This is a genomic window from Streptomyces sp. NPDC045287 (assembly GCF_056432325.1).
On record NZ_JBWKJG010000009.1, the window covers coordinates 18495 to 35038 of the forward strand.

The window sequence follows — 16544 nt, forward strand, 5'->3', positions numbered from 1 at the left end:
TATGCGACGGAGCAATCTCCCGGCCGAACTGAACCGGTTCGTCGGGCGCGAGGCGGAACGTGCGGAACTGGACGGGCTGCTGTCGGAGTTCCGGCTCGTCACGGTGGCGGGCGTGGGAGGAGTGGGGAAGTCCCGGCTGGTGGTGAGTGCCGCGCGCGCGGCGCAGAAACGCTACTGCGACGGGGTGCGGCTGGCGGAGCTCGCGGGGTTGCGGGATCCGGGTCTGGTGGAGCACGCGCTGGTGGAGGCGCTGGGGTTGACGGACCGGACGAGCAGGCCGCCGCGCGAGGTGCTGGTCGACCACCTCGCGGACCGGAGCCTGCTGCTGGTCCTCGACGGGTTCGAGCACCTCGTGGACGCGTGCGCGGACCTGGTGCGGCGGCTGCTGCGCGGCGCGCCGGGGCTGGCGGTGCTGGCGGCGGGGCGGCGGCCGCTGCGGCTGGACGGCGAGGCGGTGATGCCGCTGCCGCCGATGTCGGACGAGGACGCGGTGCGGCTGTTCACGGACCGGGCGGTGGCGGCGTGGCCGGGGTTCCGCGCCGAGGAGGAGGGGGCGCCGGTGCGGGAGTTGTGCCGGCGGCTGGACGGGATCCCGCTGGCGCTGGAGCTGGCGGCGGGACGGTTGCCCGCGTTGACGGTGGAGCAGGTGCTGAACCGGCTGGACGACCGGTTCCGGCTGCTGACGCGCGGGACGCGGGGGGCACCGGCGCGCCACCGGACGCTGCGGACGGCGATCGGCTGGAGCCATGAGCTGTGCACGCCGGAGGAGCGGCTGCTGTGGGCGCGCCTGTCGGTGTTCGCGGGCCCGTTCGACCTGGACGCGGCGGAGTACGTGTGCGGCGGCCCGGACCTGCCGGCGGACCGGGTGCTGGACGTGCTGGGCGAACTGATCTCCCAGTCGGTGGTGGTGCGGGAGGCGGACGCGGCGGGGTCGCGGTACCGGATGCTGGACACGGTGGCGGCGTACGGCGCGGAGTGGCTGGCGGCCCTGGGGGACGCGGAACGGGTGCGGCGGCGGCACCGGGACTGGTACATGGGGCTCGCGACCTGCTGGGAACTGGAGTGGTTCGGCCCGCGGCAGGCGGAGGTGGCGGCGTGCGCGGACGGCGCGCTGCCGAACCTGCGGGCAGCGCTGGAGCTGTGCTTGGAGGTGCCGGGCGAGGCCCACCTGGCGCAGCACATGGCGGGGACGCTGTGGTTCTACTGGGTGGGCTGCGGCCGGCTCGCCGAGGGACGGCACTGGCTGGACCGGGCCCTGGCGCCGGGATCGGGGTCGGGGTCGGGGTCGGGTCACGAGGAGGCCCGGCTGAAGGCGCTGTGGGTGCTGGGGTACGTGGCGATCCTCCAGGGCGACACGACGGCCGCGGTGCGGGCGCTGCACGAGTGCGGGGAGCGGGCCGCGCTCGGCCGGAACGCGCCGGCGCTGGCGTACACGACGCACCGCCTGGGCTGCCTGGCGCTGCTGTCGGACGACATGCCGCGCGCGCGGGAGCTGCTGGGCCGGGCCCTGTCGTCGTACCGGGGACTGGGCGAGCTGAACAGCCAGGTCCTGATGGCGCAGGTGGAGCTGGCGATCACGAACGTGTTCCAGGGCGACCTGGAGTCGGCCGTGTCGCTGTGCGAGGACGTCCGGGAGGTCTGCGAGGAGCGCGGCGAGCGGTGGACGCGGGCGTACGCGCTGTACGTGCTGGCGTACGCGGCGTGGACGCGCGGGGACCACGGGGAGGCGCGGGAGCTGCTGGGCGAGTGCGTGACGATCGGCCACGCCTTCCACGACCTGGTGGGGCTGGTGCTGGCGATCGAGCTGCTGGCGCTGGTGACGGCGAGCGAGGGCGACCCGGCGGAGGCGGCGGTGCTGCAGGGGGCGGCGGGCGCCCTGTGGGAGGCGGTGGGGCCGCCGCTGTTCGGTTCGGCGTACTTCGGCGCGCCGAGGGCGCTGTGCGAGCGCCGGGCGCGCGAGGTGCTGGGCGGGGAGCGGTTCGGGGCGTACCTGGCGGAGGGCGGCCGGCTGTCGCTGGACGAGGCGGTGGCGCGGGCACTGGCGGGCCGGGAGCGGGGCGCGGCGTCGGCGGACCGGGCCCGGGAAGGGCAGGCGCCGGTCCCGGGAACGCGGAAGCCCGCCGACTCCCCCACCGGGAAGGGCGGGGAGGCGGCGGGCTGAGAACCGCTGCGGTGGTGCGGTACTGCGCCTGGGTCAGCGGGCGTAGTACTCGACGACGAGCTGCTCGTCGCAGATGACCGGGATCTCCTTGCGGTTCGGCTCGCGGTCGAGGCGGAAGGCCAGGGCCTTCAGGTTGACCTGCAGGTAGCGCGGGGTCTCACCCTCGGGGGCGAAGCCACCCTCGCGGGCGACCTGGAACAGCGTCTTGCTGCGCGAGCGCTCGCGGACCATGACGACGTCGTCGGGGCGGACGCGGAAGGACGGCTTGTCGACCTTCTGGCCGTTGACCTCGATGTGGCCGTGGACGACCATCTGGCGGGCCTGGTAGATGGTGCGGGCGATGCCCGAACGCAGGACCAGGGCGTCAAGGCGGCGCTCGAGCTCGACGACCAGCGCCTCGCCCGTCTTGCCCTCGGCCTTCTTCGCGCGGTCGTAGGCGCGGGCCATCTGGCGCTCGCTGATGTCGTACTGGGCGCGCAGGCGCTGCTTCTCGAGCAGACGGACCTTGTAGTCCGAGTTCTGCTTGCGGCCACGGCCGTGCTCACCCGGCGGGTACGGGCGGGCCTCGAAGTACTTGACGGCCTTCGGCGTCAGGGCGATGCCGAGCGCACGGGACTTCTTGACCTTGGGACGCGACTGGTTAGGCACGTTCTCCAGACCTCCGAAATAGGTTAGGTTAGGCTCACCTTACTCAAGGAGATCGCATGTCTCGCCCTGGGAACACCACGCGCATCACAGACAGCAGCACAAAGAACGATGCCTCTCAACAGGGCATCGATGTGACGGAGGTCCGATCAGCTCATGGTCAGCCGCGTCCCAGCGGGCTTGAAACCGCCCGGATGCCGTCAGCAGCCGAGCGCACACGAACTCTCCTACAGGGTACATGCTCCGCGGCACTGCTGATCCCGGGAGCGGTCGCCCCCCGCCCCGAACAGCTCTCCCCCGACGCCCGCGTCCTGGGCCCCGACGGCGAGGTCCTCCTCCTCTACCCGTCCGACTCCCCCGCCGTGCGCGCCGCCGCCCGCGCCCGCGACGAGGAGCTGCCGGCCGTGCTGGAGCTCACCGACGTCGCCCCCGTCTCCGTCCCCCACCGCGTCCGTGGCCGCGCCTGGGTCTCCGGCCGGCTCACCGTCTCCCCCGACGCCGCCGAGCCCGGCCGCACCCTGCTCCGGCTGGAGGTCGAGGACCTGTACCTCGACGACCTGTGGGGCGCCGGGCCGGTCGACCCCGAGGAGTTCGCGCGGGCCGAGCCCGACCCCCTGCGCGGGTACGAGACCGAGCTGCTCCAGCACCTGGCGGCCGTCCACGACACCCAGATGCTCACCCTCACCGCACTGCTCGGCGACCGCGCCGGCACCGGCCCCACCGCCGTGCGCCACGTGACGCCGCTGGCCCTGGACCGCTTCGGGCTGCGGGTGCGGTGCCGGGACGCCGAGCGCCGTACGTTCGACGCGCGCTTCGACTTCCCCGAGCCCGTGCGGAACGTCCACGGGCTGCGGCGCGCCATGCGCGCCCTCTTCGACGCGGCCGGCGACCAGGACCGCTAGGACGGCTGCCGCGGCGCGCCCGCCCCCTCGCCGCGCAGCCGCTCCCGCACCTTCTCCACCACGTCCGCGTACCGCGCCTCCGCGCCGTAGCGGGTCGGCTGGTAGTAGCGCCGCCCCCGTACGGCGTCCGGTGCGTACTGCTGGGCGGCGATCCCGCCCGGCACGTCGTGCGGGTACACGTACCCCTGCGCGTGGCCCAGCGCGGCCGCGCCCTTGTAGTGCCCGTCGCGCAGGTGCGCCGGGACCGGTCCGGCCAATCCCGCCCGCACGTCGGCCTGGGCGGCCTGGATGGCCAGCGTCGCCGCGTTGGACTTCGGGGCCAGGGCCAGCGCGATCGTGGCGTGGCTGAGCGTCAGCGCCGCCTCGGGAAAGCCGATCATCGCGACCGCCTGGGCCGCCGCCACCGCCGTGGGCAGCGCCGTCGGGTCCGCGAGCCCGATGTCCTCGCTCGCGGAGATCATCAGCCGGCGGGCGATGAACCGCGGGTCCTCCCCCGCCTCGATCATCCGCGCCAGGTAGTGCAGCGCCGCGTCCACGTCCGAGCCGCGGATCGACTTGATCAGCGCGCTCGCCACGTCGTAGTGCTGGTCGCCGTCCCGGTCGTACTTCACCGCGGCGCGGGCCACGGTCTCCTCCAGCGTGGCGAGCGTGATCTCCGGCTCGCCCTTGGCCAGGGTCGCCCCGGCCGCCGCCTCCAGCGCCGTCAGCGCCCGCCGCGCGTCACCGCCGGCGACGCGCAGCAGGTGCGCCTCCGCGTCCTCGGGCAGCGTGACCGCGCCGGCCAGGCCGCGCTCCTCGGTGAGCGCCCGCTCCAGCAGCCCGCGCAGGTCGTCGTCGGTGAGCGGCTCCAGCGTCAGCAGCAGGGAGCGGGAGAGCAGCGGGGAGATCACCGAGAAGTACGGGTTCTCCGTCGTCGCCGCGATGAGCGTGACCCAGCGGTTCTCGACGGCCGGCAGCAGCGAGTCCTGCTGGGCCTTGCTGAAACGGTGGATCTCGTCCAGGAACAGGACGGTCTCCTTGCCGAAGCCGCCGGCCGCGCGGCGGGCGCCGTCGATGACCGCGCGAACCTCCTTGACCCCGGCCGTGATCGCGGACAGCTCCACGAAGCGCTTGTCGGTGGCCTTGGAGACCACGTACGCCAGGGTCGTCTTGCCGATGCCGGGCGGACCCCACAGGATCACGGACGACGCCCCGGCCGGGCCGCCCCCGCCCTCGCCGACCAGGCGGCGCAGCGGCGACCCGGGCTTCAGCAGGTGCCGCTGGCCGACGACCTCGTCCAGCGTGCGCGGACGCATCCGCACCGCGAGCGGGCTGCGCGACGGGTCCTTCTCCTGGCGGTCTTCGGCGGCGGCGGTAAAGAGGTCGGGCTCCACGCCATGAAGCCTATGCCAGCCCTCCGACAGCCCCGGTGGCCCCGGCGGGGTGCCGGGGCGGACCGGTCAGCCGAGCCAGAAGTCCCACCAGCGCGTCAGGACCAGCATCCCGATGATCCCGATGTGCAGCACCGGCAGGACCCAGGTGAACTCGTCGAGGAAGCGCCGCAGGCCGGCCGGCGCGGGCAGGACGCCGTTGCGGACGTTGTACGAGGTCACGTACCAGAACATCACGATCGTCGCGACCCAGGCGAGGCAGCACCACAGGCACAGCGCGTTGAGCACGTAGAGGGACTGGGTCATGAGCCAGGTGCAGAACCCGACGCCGAACAGCGTGCCCGCGTTGAGGCCCAGCCAGTACCAGCGGCGGTAGCGGGCGCCGGCGAGCAGGCCGACGCCGATGGCGACCACCATGCCGTACGTGACGAGGCCCAGCATCGGGTTCGGGAAGCCGAACACCGACGCCTGCTCGCTCTTCATGATCGGTCCGCACGCCACGATCGGGTTGAGGCTGCAGCCGGGGACGAAGGTGGGGTCCTCCAGGAGCTTGATCTTGTCGAGGGTGATGACCCACGCGGCCAGCAGCCCCGCCGCACCCGTGACGACCAGCATCCAGGCGAACGCCCGGCCGGCGCCGAGGGCGCGGGAGTCCGGGGAGGCGTCGTCAACCACTGCTTTCGTCGTCATACCAGCCGTTCCGTCGGTAGGGGGTGGGTGGGGGTGCCGGAGCAGTGGTCATTGTGCCGGACGGAGGCGCCCCTGCGCCGTTCGATGGACATAAGGAAGGGCGGGGCACCCGTCGCGGGCACCCCGCCCCCTCGGGAACGGGCCGTTCAGGCCGTCTTGGCCCGGAGCGCGTCCACGACCGCGTCGAGCGCGAGGGGCTCCTGCTCGCCGGACTCCAGGTCCTTGAGCTGGACCACGCCCTCTTCGAAGTCCCGGTCGCCGGCGATGAGCGCGTAACGGGCCCCCGAGCGGTTCGCCGCCTTCATGCCCGCCTTCATGCTCTTGCCGCCGTACGCCATGTCCGTGGCGACACCGGCCTTGCGGAGCTCCGTGACGAGTCCGAACAGGCGCCGCTTGGCGTCGTCGCCCAGGGCCACGGCGAAGACGTCCGTCGCGGCCGGGACGTCGAGCGCGATGCCCTCGGCCTCCAGCGCCAGGACCGTGCGGTCGACGCCGAGCGCCCAGCCGACGGACGGCAGGGCGGGGCCGCCGATCATCTCGGACAGGCCGTCGTAGCGGCCTCCGCCGCCCACCGCGGACTGCGAGCCGAGGCCGTCGTGGACGAACTCGAACGTGGTGCGGGTGTAGTAGTCGAGGCCGCGCACCAGCTTCGGGTCGTCCTCGAAGGCGACGCCCGCCGCCGTCAGCAGGGCGCGCACCTCCTCGTGGTACGCCTTGCACGCGTCGCACAGGTGGTCGCGCAGCAGCGGCGCGCCCACGAGTTGCTTCTGGACCTCGGCGCGCTTGTCGTCGAGGACGCGCAGCGGGTTGATCTCGATCCGGCGGCGGGTGTCCTCGTCCAGGTCGAGGCCGCGCAGGAAGCCCTGGAGGGCGTCGCGGTAGGCCGGGCGGCACTCCTTGTCGCCGAGCGAGTTCAGCAGGATGCGGAAGTTCCGCAGCCCCAGCGAGCGGTACGCCTGGTCGGCCAGGATGATCAGCTCGGCGTCCAGCGCGGGGTCCTCGGCGCCGATCGCCTCGGCGCCGACCTGGGAGAAGTGGCGGTAGCGGCCCTTCTGGGGACGCTCGTAGCGGTAGTAGGAGCCGGAGTACCAGAGCTTGACCGGGAGGTTGCCGCCCTTGTGCAGGTTCGCCTCCAGGGCGGCGCGCAGCACGGACGCGGTGCCCTCGGGACGCAGGGCCAGCCTGTCGCCGCCCTTGGTCTCGAAGGCGTACATCTCCTTCGTGACGATGTCGGTGGACTCGCCGACGCCGCGCGCGAACAGCTCGACGTTCTCGAAGCCGGGGGTCTCGATGTAGCCGTACCCCGAGTTCCTCAGCGGCGCGGCGATGGCCTCGCGGACCGCCAGGTAGGTCGCCGAGTCGGGCGGCAGCAGGTCGTACGTGCCCTTGGGGGCCTGGAAAGCACTCACGGAAGTTCTCTCGTCACATTCCTCGTCGGGGAGCCGCGGGGCTCCCGGGGCCGGCGGCCACCTCCCGCAGGTACGGGTTGGTGGCGCGCTCGCGGCCGATGGTGGTCTGGGGGCCGTGGCCGGACAGCACCACGGTCGAGTCGTCGAGCGGCAGGCACACGCGGGCCAGCGACGCGAGCATCTCGTCCATGTCACCGCCGGGCAGGTCGGTGCGTCCGATGGAGCCGGCGAACAGCAGGTCGCCCGAGAAGAAGACCGGCGGGACGTCCGCGGCCTCGGGCAGCCGGAAGGTCACCGACCCCTTGGTATGGCCGGGCGCGTGCGCGACGGTGAGCTCCAGGCCGGCGAGTTCCAGCCGCGCGCCGTCGGTGAGCTCGTGGACGTCGTCCGGCTCCCCGACGGTCAGCTCCCCCATGAGCGGCATTCCGATGGAGCGGCCGAGGGCCTTCTCCGGGTCGCTCATCATGTACCGGTCGGCCGGGTGGATCCAGGCGGGTACGTCATGGGCTCCGCAGACCGGGACGACGGAGGCGACGTGGTCGATGTGGCCGTGGGTGAGCACGACCGCCACGGGCTTGAGCCGATGCTTCTGGAGCGTCTCCTCGACACCCCGGGCGGCCTGGTGGCCCGGGTCGATGATCACGCACTCCTCGCCCGCGGCGGGGGCGACCACGTAGCAGTTGGTCCCCCAGGCCCCGGCCGGGAACCCGGCAATAAGCACGATCGTCCTCAGATAGTCGTCCGGCGGAAGAATGCAGCAGATCAGAGCCTACCGGCGCTGCTCATTCCACAGCCAACCCGTATACGGTACGGGCACACCAGCCCCGGACAGGCACAGACGAGCGACAAGGAGAAGACCCGGTGGTCAGCAGCGATCAGCGGCGGCGGCAGCTCGCCCGGGAGAAGTTCGAGCGGCAGCAGCGCCGGCGCGAGGAGATGCGGAAGAAGGCCCGGCGCCGCAACGCCGTCGTGGCTGCCGCGCTCGCCGTGGTCCTGGCGGCGGGCGGCGCCGTGTACGCCTCGGTCCAGCTGACCGGGCGCGACACCGACAGCGTCGACACGGCGGCCGGGTCCAGTGCGGCGCCCTCGCCGGACGCGCCCTCCCCCTCGCCCTCGACCTCGCCCGAGCCGTCGATGGCGGTCGACACCAAGGCGGCGTACACGATGGCCCTGAAGACGAACGTGGGCGATCTCGTGATCTCCATGGACGCCGCGAAGACGCCGCGGACGGTCAACTCCTTCAAGCACCTCGCGGACAAGAAGTACTTCGACGGCACGAAGTGCCACCGCCTGACCACGCAGGGCATCTTCGTCCTCCAGTGCGGCGACCCGCAGGGCGACGGCACGGGCGGGCCCGGCTACAACATCCCCGACGAGAACCTGACGGCCCTCGGCAAGGCGGGGCCGGACGGCAAGGCGACGTTCAAGGCGGGCACGGTGGCGATGGCGAACACGGGCAGCCCGAACAGCGGCGGCAGCCAGTTCTTCCTCGTGTACCAGGACACCCAACTGCCCCCGACGTACACGCCGTTCGGGACGCTCGACGCCGCCGGCCTGAAGGCGGTCCAGGAGGTCGCGAAGGCGGGGGTCGAGGGCGGCACCGGGGACGGGGCGCCGAAGAAGCCCGTCACCATCGAAAAGGCCACGGTCGGCAAGGAGTGAGCCGTCGGATTTCGGTCGCGCTGGGAGCGGACAGCCGGGCGGCCGTTCGCCTAGATTGGCGTTGTGCAGCGTGGACTGGATGCGCGCTGTGAAGGGCGGGCGAGGCCCGTCCAGGAAACTGTGGACGATGCCCAGGGGGAAGACCCCCCTTCATCGGCATCATGTGGAGGAGGCGCTGTGAGCAGCGACCCGTGGGGCCGCGTCGACGAGACGGGCACCGTGTACGTGCGTACTGCCGATGGCGAGAAGGTCGTCGGATCGTGGCAGGCCGGCTCTCCCGAGGAGGCACTGGCCTACTTCGAGCGCAAGTACGAGGGCCTGGTTGTCGAGATCGGCCTCCTCGAGCGGCGGGTGCGGACCACCGACCTGTCCGCGAAGGACGCGATGGCCGCGATCGACCACCTGCGCCAGCAGGTCGACGAGCACCACGCGGTCGGTGATCTCGCCGCGCTCTCGGAGCGGCTGGACAAGCTCGTCGAGACGGTCGAGTCGCGGCGCGAGGAGCGCAAGGCCCAGAGGGCCAAGCAGGCCGACGAGGCGCGGCACGCCAAGGAGGCGCTGGTCACGGAGGCCGAGGAGCTCGCGCAGAGCGAGCAGTGGCGGGCCGCCGGCGAGCGGCTGCGCGCCCTGGTGGACACGTGGAAGGGCCTGCCGCGGCTCGACCGGAAGTCCGACGACGAGCTGTGGCACCGCTTCTCGCACGCCCGGTCGGCGTTCTCGAAGCGGCGCAAGGCGCACTTCGCGGCGCTGGACGCGCAGCGCGAAGAGGCGCGCCGGGTGAAGGAGCGGCTGGCCGCGGAGGCCGAGGCGCTGTCGAACTCCACGGACTGGGGTGCGACGGCCGCGCGGTACCGGGAGCTGATGGCGGAGTGGAAGGCCGCGGGCCGGGCCCAGCGCGAGCACGAGGACGAGCTGTGGAACCGCTTCCGCGGTGCGCAGGACGTGTTCTTCGCCGCGCGCGGCGCGGTGTTCGCCGAGCGCGACGCGGAGCAGGCCGAGAACCTCAAGCTGAAGGAGGAGCTCGCCGCCGAGGCCGAGAAGCTGGTGCCGGTGACGGACCTGAAGGCGGCGCGCGCCGCGTTCCGGTCCCTCAACGAGCGCTGGGAGGCCATCGGCCACGTGCCGCGGGACGCCCGGCCCAAGGTCGAGGGCCGGATGCAGGCGGTGGAGCGGGCCATCCAGGAGGCCGAGGAGGCCGAGTGGCGCCGTACGAACCCGGAGGCGCGCGCGCGTGCGGAGGGCCTGACGGGCCAGCTGCAGGACGCCGTCGACAAGCTGCGCAAGCAGATCGACGCGGCGCGCGCGGCGGGCAACGACGCGAAGGCCGAGAAGCTCACGCGTGAGCTGGAGGGTCGGCAGGCGCTGCTGGACCAGGCGCTGAAGGGCCTGCAGGAGTTCGGCGGCTGACACGGGCCCGGACGCCCCGCGCGAAGGGGCCGGTACGGGATCTCCCGTACCGGCCCTTTTCCGTGCCTTCTCCTCGCCCTCTCCGTACTTCCCCCGTACCCGGGGCCCGGGCCCGTCAGGGGCGGCGGGCCGACGTCACGCGGTACACGTCGTACACGCCCTCCACGCCGCGTACGGCCTTCAGGACGTGCCCGAGGTGCTTGGGGTCGCCCATCTCGAAGGTGAAGCGGGAGGTGGCGACCCGGTCGCGGGACGTCTGGACGGCCGCGGACAGGATGTTGACGTGCTGGTCGGACAGGACACGGGTGACGTCCGACAGGAGCCGGGAGCGGTCCAGCGCCTCGACCTGGATGGCGACGAGGAACACCGACGACTGGGTGGGCGCCCACTCGACGTCGAGGATCCGCTCGGGCTGCTGCGCCAGCGAGTCGACGTTGACGCAGTCGGCGCGGTGAACCGATACGCCACTGCCGCGTGTGACGAAGCCGATGATCGGATCGCCGGGCACCGGGGTGCAGCAGCGGGCCAGCTTGACCCACACGTCCTCGACGCCCTTGACGACGACACCGGGGTCGGCCTTCGCGCGGCGCTTGCCGCGGCCGCGGGCAGGCGGCGCGGTCTCGGCGATGTCCTCGGTCGCCGCCTCCTCGCCCCCGAGCGCCTGCACCAGCTTCTGCACGATCGACTGGGCGGTGACGTGGCCCTCGCCGATCGCCGCGTACAGCGAGGAGATGTCGCTGTAGCGCATCTCGTGGGCGAGGGTGACCAGCGAGTCGCCGGTGAGGATGCGCTGGATCGGCAGGTTCTGCTTGCGCATCGCGCGGGCGATGGCGTCCTTGCCCTGCTCGATCGCCTCGTCGCGGCGCTCCTTGGAGAACCAGGCGCGGATCTTGTTGCGGGCGCGGGGCGACTTGACGAAGCCGAGCCAGTCGCGGGAGGGGCCGGCGCCGGCGGCCTTGGAGGTGAAGACCTCCACCAGGTCGCCGTTGTCGAGGGTCGACTCGAGCGGGACGAGCCGCCCGTTGACCCGGGCCCCTATGGTGCGGTGGCCGACCTCGGTGTGGACGGCGTACGCGAAGTCGACGGGGGTGGCGCCGGCGGGCAGCGCTATGACGTCACCCTTGGGGGTGAAGACGAAGACCTCGTTGCGCGACAGGTCGAAGCGCAGGGACTCCAGGAACTCGCTGGGGTCCTCGGTCTCCTTCTGCCAGTCGAGGAGCTGGCGCAGCCACGCCATGTCGTTGACGTGGTCGTCCTTGCCGGCCTTCTTCGGCACGTCGGTGCGCACCTTGGAGGCGCCGGCGACGGCGTCCTGCTTGTACTTCCAGTGCGCGGCGATGCCGTACTCGGCGCGGCGGTGCATGTCGAACGTGCGGATCTGCAGTTCGACGGGCTTGCCGTTGGGGCCGATGACCGTCGTGTGGAGCGACTGGTACATGTTGAACTTCGGCATCGCGATGTAGTCCTTGAACCGGCCGGGGACCGGGTTCCACCGCGCGTGGACGGTGCCGAGCGCCGCGTAGCAGTCGCGGACCGTGTCGACGAGGACGCGGATGCCCACCAGGTCGTAGATCTCCGCGAAGTCGCGGCCACGGACGATCATCTTCTGGTAGACGCTGTAGTAGTGCTTGGGGCGGCCGGTGACGGTGGCCTTGATGCGGGCGGCGCGCAGGTCCGCCTGGACCTCGTCGGTCACTATGGCGAGGTACTCGTCCCGCTTGGGGGCGCGCTCGGCGACGAGGCGGACGATCTCGTCGTACATCTTGGGGTAGAGGATCGCGAAGGCGAGGTCCTCCAGCTCCCACTTGATGGTGTTCATGCCCAGGCGGTGGGCGAGCGGCGCGTAGATCTCCAGGGTCTCGCGGGCCTTCTTCTCCTGCTTCTCCCGCTTGAGGTAGCGCATCGTGCGCATGTTGTGCAGGCGGTCGGCGAGCTTGATGACCAGGACGCGGGGGTCCTTCGCCATGGCGACGACCATCTTGCGGACGGTCTCTGCCTGGGCGGCCTCGCCGAACTTGACCTTGTCGAGCTTGGTGACGCCGTCGACCAGGAGGGCGACCTGGTCGCCGAAGTCGCGGCGGAGGTCCTCCAGACCGTACTCGGTGTCCTCGACCGTGTCGTGGAGGAGGCCCGCCATCAGCGTCGCCGGGTCCATGCCGAGCTCGGCGAGGATGGTGGTGACGGCGAGGGGGTGGGTGATGTACGGGTCGCCGCTCTTGCGCTTCTGACCGCGGTGCCAGCGCTCGGCGACCTGGTAGGCGTACTCGATCTGGCGGAGAGTAGCCGTTTCGATCTTCGGATCGTTGCTCCGCACTATCCGCAGCAGCGGCTCCAGGACCGGGTTGTACGGCGAGGAGCGCTGCACGCCGAGGCGGGCGAGGCGGGCCCGGACGCGGTTGGAGGAGCCGACGGCGCGGGCCGCGGCGGGCGGGGCCGGCTTGGGCGCCGCGCCGGGGGCGGGGTGGGCGGCGCGGGGCGGGGCCGCGGGGGCCGGTGTGGCGTCGGGGGCCTTGGTCGGCGCGTCCTGCCCGGTCGGCGGCGTGGCGGAGGAAGCCGCGGCCTGGTCGGCCCGCTGATCGGGGGTCGCGGCGGAGAGTGGCTGGGCCTCGTCTGGCAAGGGCGCTCCTCGGGCGGGTCCGGGTCCCCCGGTGAGGCCCGGAAATCCCATGGTATCCACCTCGGGCGTCCCACTCGCCCCGGGCGGGACAGGCGTCAACGCGGAACGGGCACCCGGTGTTCCCGGATGCCCGTCCCGTACGTTTTCGGCCGTTCGGCCGGAGCCCGTCAGAGCGTGATCAACGCCTCCAGCGGGGCACCCCGCAGGGCGGGCTCCAGGCGGGCGCGGCCCTCCAGGAAGCCCAGCTCCATGAGGACGGCGACACCGGCGACCTCGGCTCCCGCCCGGCGGATGAGCTCCAGCGACGCCTCGGCCGTGCCGCCGGTGGCGAGGACGTCGTCGATGACGAGGACCCGGTCGCCCGGGGCCAGGTCCTCGGCGTGGACCTCGATCTCGGCCGTGCCGTACTCCAGCTCGTACGCCTGCCGGAGCGTGGCACCGGGCAGCTTGCCGGCCTTGCGGACCGGGATGAACCCGATCCCCGCGCGGACCGCGACGGGGGCGGCGAGGATGAACCCGCGCGCCTCCAGGCCGACGATCTTCGTCGCCCCGAAGCGTACGCACAGCTCGGCGAGGGCGCCGGTGAGCGCGGCGAACGCCTCCGGGTCCGCCAGCAGCGGCGTGATGTCCTTGAAGACGACGCCGGGCTTGGGGTGGTCGGGGACGTCCCGGATCCGGCTGAGCAGGAGCTCCCGGGTGGCGGTCGCGGTCATCGGCGGTTCTCCGTGGAACGGCCGCGGCGGCCGCGCGGACCGACGACGCCGCCGGCCGTGGCGGCGCCCTCGGGCACCTCGGTGAACGCCTCGCCGTCCTGCTCCGGGTCGTCCTTCGACGCGGACGCGGCGCGCTTGGCGAGAACGCGCCTGCGCAGCGCCTTCATCTGCGGGTCGCGCTCCTTGAGGTCCGCGACGAGCGGCGTGGCGATGAAGATCGACGAGTAGGCGCCGGCGGCGAGGCCGACGAACAGCGACAGCGAGATGTCGTTGAGCATGCCCGCGCCGAGGAAGCCGCCGCCGATGAACAGCAGGCCGGCGACCGGCAGGAGCGCCACGACGGTGGTGTTGATCGAGCGGACCAGCGTGCCGTTGAGGCTGCGGTTGGCGATCTCGCTGTACGTGTAGCGGGTCTGCTTGGTGATGTCCTTCGAGCTCTCCTTCAGACCGTCGAAGACGACGACCGTGTCGTAGAGGGAGTAGCCGAGGATGGTGAGCAGACCGATCACGGTGCCCGGCGTGACCTCGAAGCCGACGAGCGCGTACACGCCGACGGTGATGGTGAGGTCGTGGACGAGGGCGATGAGCGCGGCGAGCGCCATGCGCCACTCGAAGGCGATCGCCAGGTAGACGACGACCAGGATCATGAAGACGCCGAGGCCGGTCCACGCCTTGTTGGCGATCTGCTCGCCCCAGCTGGGGCCGACCAGTTCGGCGGTGATGTCCTTCACGGGGACGTCGATGCCGGTGGCGATGTCGTCCTTGAGGGAGTTGGCCGCCTTGGTGTCCAGGCCGGACACCTGGATGCGCAGGCCGCCCGTGCCGAGCTCCTGGACGATCGCGTCGTGCCCGGCGGCGTCCTCGGCGATCTCCTCCGCCTTGGAGGCGGACACCGTGGTCTCGGGCGTCGTGTAGACGGCGCCGCCCTTGAACTCGATGCCCATGTTGAGGCCGCGCACGCCCAGGCCGACGATGGCGGTGATCGTGATCAGGATCGAGACGCCGTACCAGAGCATCCGCTTGGCGACGAAGTCGTAGCCGACCTCACCGCGGTAGAGACGGGCGCCGAGATTTCCGAGTCGCGACATCTCACGCCTCCTTCGGTTCGGTCGGGACGGATACGCGGCGGGTGCGGCGCAGCGGCGGCTGGGCACCGAGCCGCTTCGGGTCCAGGCCGGACCACGGGTGCTGGCCGCCGAAGAACTTGCCGCGCGCCAGGATCGTCATCAGCGGCTTGGTGAAGAAGAACACCACGACGACGTCGAGGAGCGTGGTCAGGCCGAGCGTGAACGCGAAGCCCTGCACCTTGCCGACGGTGACGATGAACAGCACCGCGGCGGCCAGGAACGACACGAAGTCGGAGACGAGGATCGTGCGGCGGGCGCGCGGCCAGGCGCGCTCGACGGCCGGGCGCAGCGTGCGGCCCTCGCGGATCTCGTCGCGGATGCGCTCGAAGTACACGATGAACGAGTCGGCGGTGATGCCGATCGCGACGATCGCGCCGCAGACGGCGGGCAGGTTCAGCGCGAAGCCGATGGCCGGGCCGAGCAGCGACATGATCGTGTACGTGAGGACGGCGGAGGCGCCCAGCGACAGGATCGCGATGAGCGACAGGCCGCGGTAGTACGCCACCAGGTAGATCACGACGAGGGCGAGGCCGATCGCGCCGGCGATCAGGCCGGCCCGCAGCTGCTCGCCGCCGAGGGCGGCGGTGACGGTGGTGACGGACTGCTCCTCGAAGGAGAGCGGCAGCGCGCCGTACGACAGGACGTTGCCGAGGTCCTGGGCGGACTTCTGGTCGAAGCTGCCGGAGATCTCCGCCTGGCCGCCGGGGATCGCGGCGTTCACGGACGGGGCGGAGACCACCTCGCCGTCGAGGACGATCGCGAACTGGTTCTGCGGCGCGGGCTGCGTGGCGAGCCGGCCGGTGATCGCGGCGAACTTCTTGGCGCCCTTGCCGCTGAACTCCAGCTGGACGATCCACTGGCCGCGCTGCGGGTCGAGGACGCCCTGGGCGTCGTCGACGTCCCTGCCGTCCACCTCGGACGGGCCGAGCAGGTACTTCTCCCACACGCCCCCGTTCAGGCCGCAGGCCACGGCGGACTCGGTGGGCTTGACGGCCTTGGTGGCCGCGCGCTGCTTCGGGTCGGCGCAGTTCAGCGCGGCGAACTTGGCCTGGAGGCCGGCGTCCGCGGCCGGGTCGGTGCTCGGCGAGACCGCCGGGGCGGGCAGCTGGGAGCCACTGGGGCTCGGCGCGGCGGAGGCGCTGCCGGAGGCGCTGGGGCTGGGGGCCTTCTTCAGCGCGTCGGTGAGGGCACGGCCCTGCGTGGTGGCGCTCGCCGAGGGGGCGGTGGCCTTGTCGCCGCCGGTGGCGGAGGCGGAGGCCGAGGGCTTCGGCGACGCGCCCGCGGAGGGGGCGGCGGAGGGGCTGCCGGAAGCGGAGGGCGTCGGCGCCGCGGGCTCGCTCATCGCGACGGACATGACCGGGCGGAAGTACAGCTGGGCGGTCGTGCCCACCTGCTGGCGCGCCTGCTCCTCGTCGGTCCCCTTGGGGATGTTGACGATGATGTTCTCGGTGCCCTGCTTCTGGACCTCGGCCTCCTGGACGCCGAGACCGTTGACGCGACGCTCGATGATGCCGATCGCCGTGTTCATGTTGGTCTCGTTGACGGCGTCTTCCTTGCCGGGCTCGGCCTTCGCCTTGAGCGTGATGGTCGTGCCACCCGCGAGGTCGATGCCGAGGCGCGGCGTGGTGTGACCGGACCAGAACATGCCGCCGGTGAGCGCGACCATCGCGATCAGGATCAAGGCCAGGGCACGCCCCGGCCTCCCCTGGCCCCCCGACGGCCTTCTGCCCTTCTTCGGTGCTGCCACCTTGTCGTATCTCCCTGTCCAACCGCCCCGCGCCGGGTGTGCGCGGGGCGGCCACGAAGTGTGTGTGGGGACCTGCCCCCGCAGATGCAGATGT

General features: G+C 72.3%; 13 protein-coding genes. 4 read left to right on the forward strand and 9 right to left on the reverse strand.

Features of this window, described 5'->3' with window-relative positions; genetic code table 11:
* The first annotated feature begins 1 nt into the window (after position 1).
* Positions 2-2161, forward strand: coding sequence for an ATP-binding protein (locus AC07D6_RS16660; RefSeq protein WP_479045000.1), 2160 nt, complete (start codon positions 2-4; stop codon positions 2159-2161).
* 33 nt (positions 2162-2194) lie between these two features.
* Here AC07D6_RS16660 and rpsD read toward each other — a convergent pair whose 3' ends face one another.
* The gene (gene rpsD / locus AC07D6_RS16665) at positions 2195-2809 is read right to left on the reverse strand and encodes a 30S ribosomal protein S4 (protein WP_023589640.1); all 615 of its coding nucleotides are present in this window, start codon (positions 2807-2809) and stop codon (positions 2195-2197) included.
* Positions 2810-3000: 191 nt separating this feature from the next.
* Here rpsD and AC07D6_RS16670 point away from each other — a divergent pair, with 191 nt between their 5' ends.
* Positions 3001-3708 carry a DUF2470 domain-containing protein gene (locus AC07D6_RS16670; protein WP_315881411.1) on the forward strand — a complete coding sequence of 236 codons (708 nt, stop codon included), beginning with the start codon at positions 3001-3003 and terminating at the stop codon, positions 3706-3708.
* On the opposite strand, the gene AC07D6_RS16675 is transcribed toward AC07D6_RS16670, so the two are convergent.
* From AC07D6_RS16675 to AC07D6_RS16690, 4 genes are all read right to left on the reverse strand, one after another.
* Positions 3705-5081: a replication-associated recombination protein A gene (locus AC07D6_RS16675; RefSeq protein ID WP_479045003.1), complete on the reverse strand. Its 1377-nt coding sequence runs from the start codon at positions 5079-5081 to the stop codon at positions 3705-3707. The genes AC07D6_RS16670 and AC07D6_RS16675 overlap by 4 nt on opposite strands.
* A 66-nt stretch (positions 5082-5147) precedes the next feature.
* Positions 5148-5768, reverse strand: coding sequence for a vitamin K epoxide reductase family protein (locus AC07D6_RS16680; RefSeq protein WP_315881413.1), 621 nt, complete (start codon positions 5766-5768; stop codon positions 5148-5150).
* A 146-nt stretch (positions 5769-5914) separates the two neighbouring features.
* Positions 5915-7177, reverse strand: a complete 1263-nt coding sequence (hisS, locus tag AC07D6_RS16685; RefSeq protein WP_315881414.1) for a histidine--tRNA ligase — start codon at positions 7175-7177, stop codon at positions 5915-5917.
* A gap of 13 nt (positions 7178-7190) precedes the next feature.
* Positions 7191-7898 (reverse strand): MBL fold metallo-hydrolase, encoded by a 708-nt coding sequence (locus AC07D6_RS16690; protein ID WP_479045006.1) that lies wholly within the window; start codon positions 7896-7898, stop codon positions 7191-7193.
* A gap of 140 nt (positions 7899-8038) precedes the next feature.
* Here AC07D6_RS16690 and AC07D6_RS16695 point away from each other — a divergent pair, with 140 nt between their 5' ends.
* Positions 8039-8839 carry a peptidylprolyl isomerase gene (locus AC07D6_RS16695; protein WP_479045009.1) on the forward strand — a complete coding sequence of 267 codons (801 nt, stop codon included), beginning with the start codon at positions 8039-8041 and terminating at the stop codon, positions 8837-8839.
* Positions 8840-9016: 177 nt separating this feature from the next.
* Positions 9017-10246, forward strand: a complete 1230-nt coding sequence (locus tag AC07D6_RS16700; protein WP_315881417.1) for a DUF349 domain-containing protein — start codon at positions 9017-9019, stop codon at positions 10244-10246.
* Positions 10247-10361: 115 nt separating this feature from the next.
* On the opposite strand, the gene AC07D6_RS16705 is transcribed toward AC07D6_RS16700, so the two are convergent.
* From AC07D6_RS16705 to secD, 4 genes are all read right to left on the reverse strand, one after another.
* Positions 10362-12863, reverse strand: a complete 2502-nt coding sequence (locus AC07D6_RS16705; RefSeq protein ID WP_479045012.1) for a RelA/SpoT family protein — start codon at positions 12861-12863, stop codon at positions 10362-10364.
* Between the two features lie 167 nt (positions 12864-13030).
* Entirely contained in the window at positions 13031-13576 is a 546-nt protein-coding gene (locus AC07D6_RS16710) for an adenine phosphoribosyltransferase (protein ID WP_479045015.1), read from the reverse strand.
* On the reverse strand, positions 13573-14664 hold the full coding sequence (secF, locus tag AC07D6_RS16715; protein ID WP_315881420.1) for a protein translocase subunit SecF: 1092 nt from the start codon (positions 14662-14664) through the stop codon (positions 13573-13575). The genes AC07D6_RS16710 and secF overlap by 4 nt, the downstream gene beginning before the upstream one ends.
* A gap of 1 nt (position 14665) precedes the next feature.
* Positions 14666-16450, reverse strand: coding sequence for a protein translocase subunit SecD (secD, locus tag AC07D6_RS16720; protein ID WP_479045017.1), 1785 nt, complete (start codon positions 16448-16450; stop codon positions 14666-14668).
* Positions 16451-16544 lie beyond the last annotated feature (94 nt).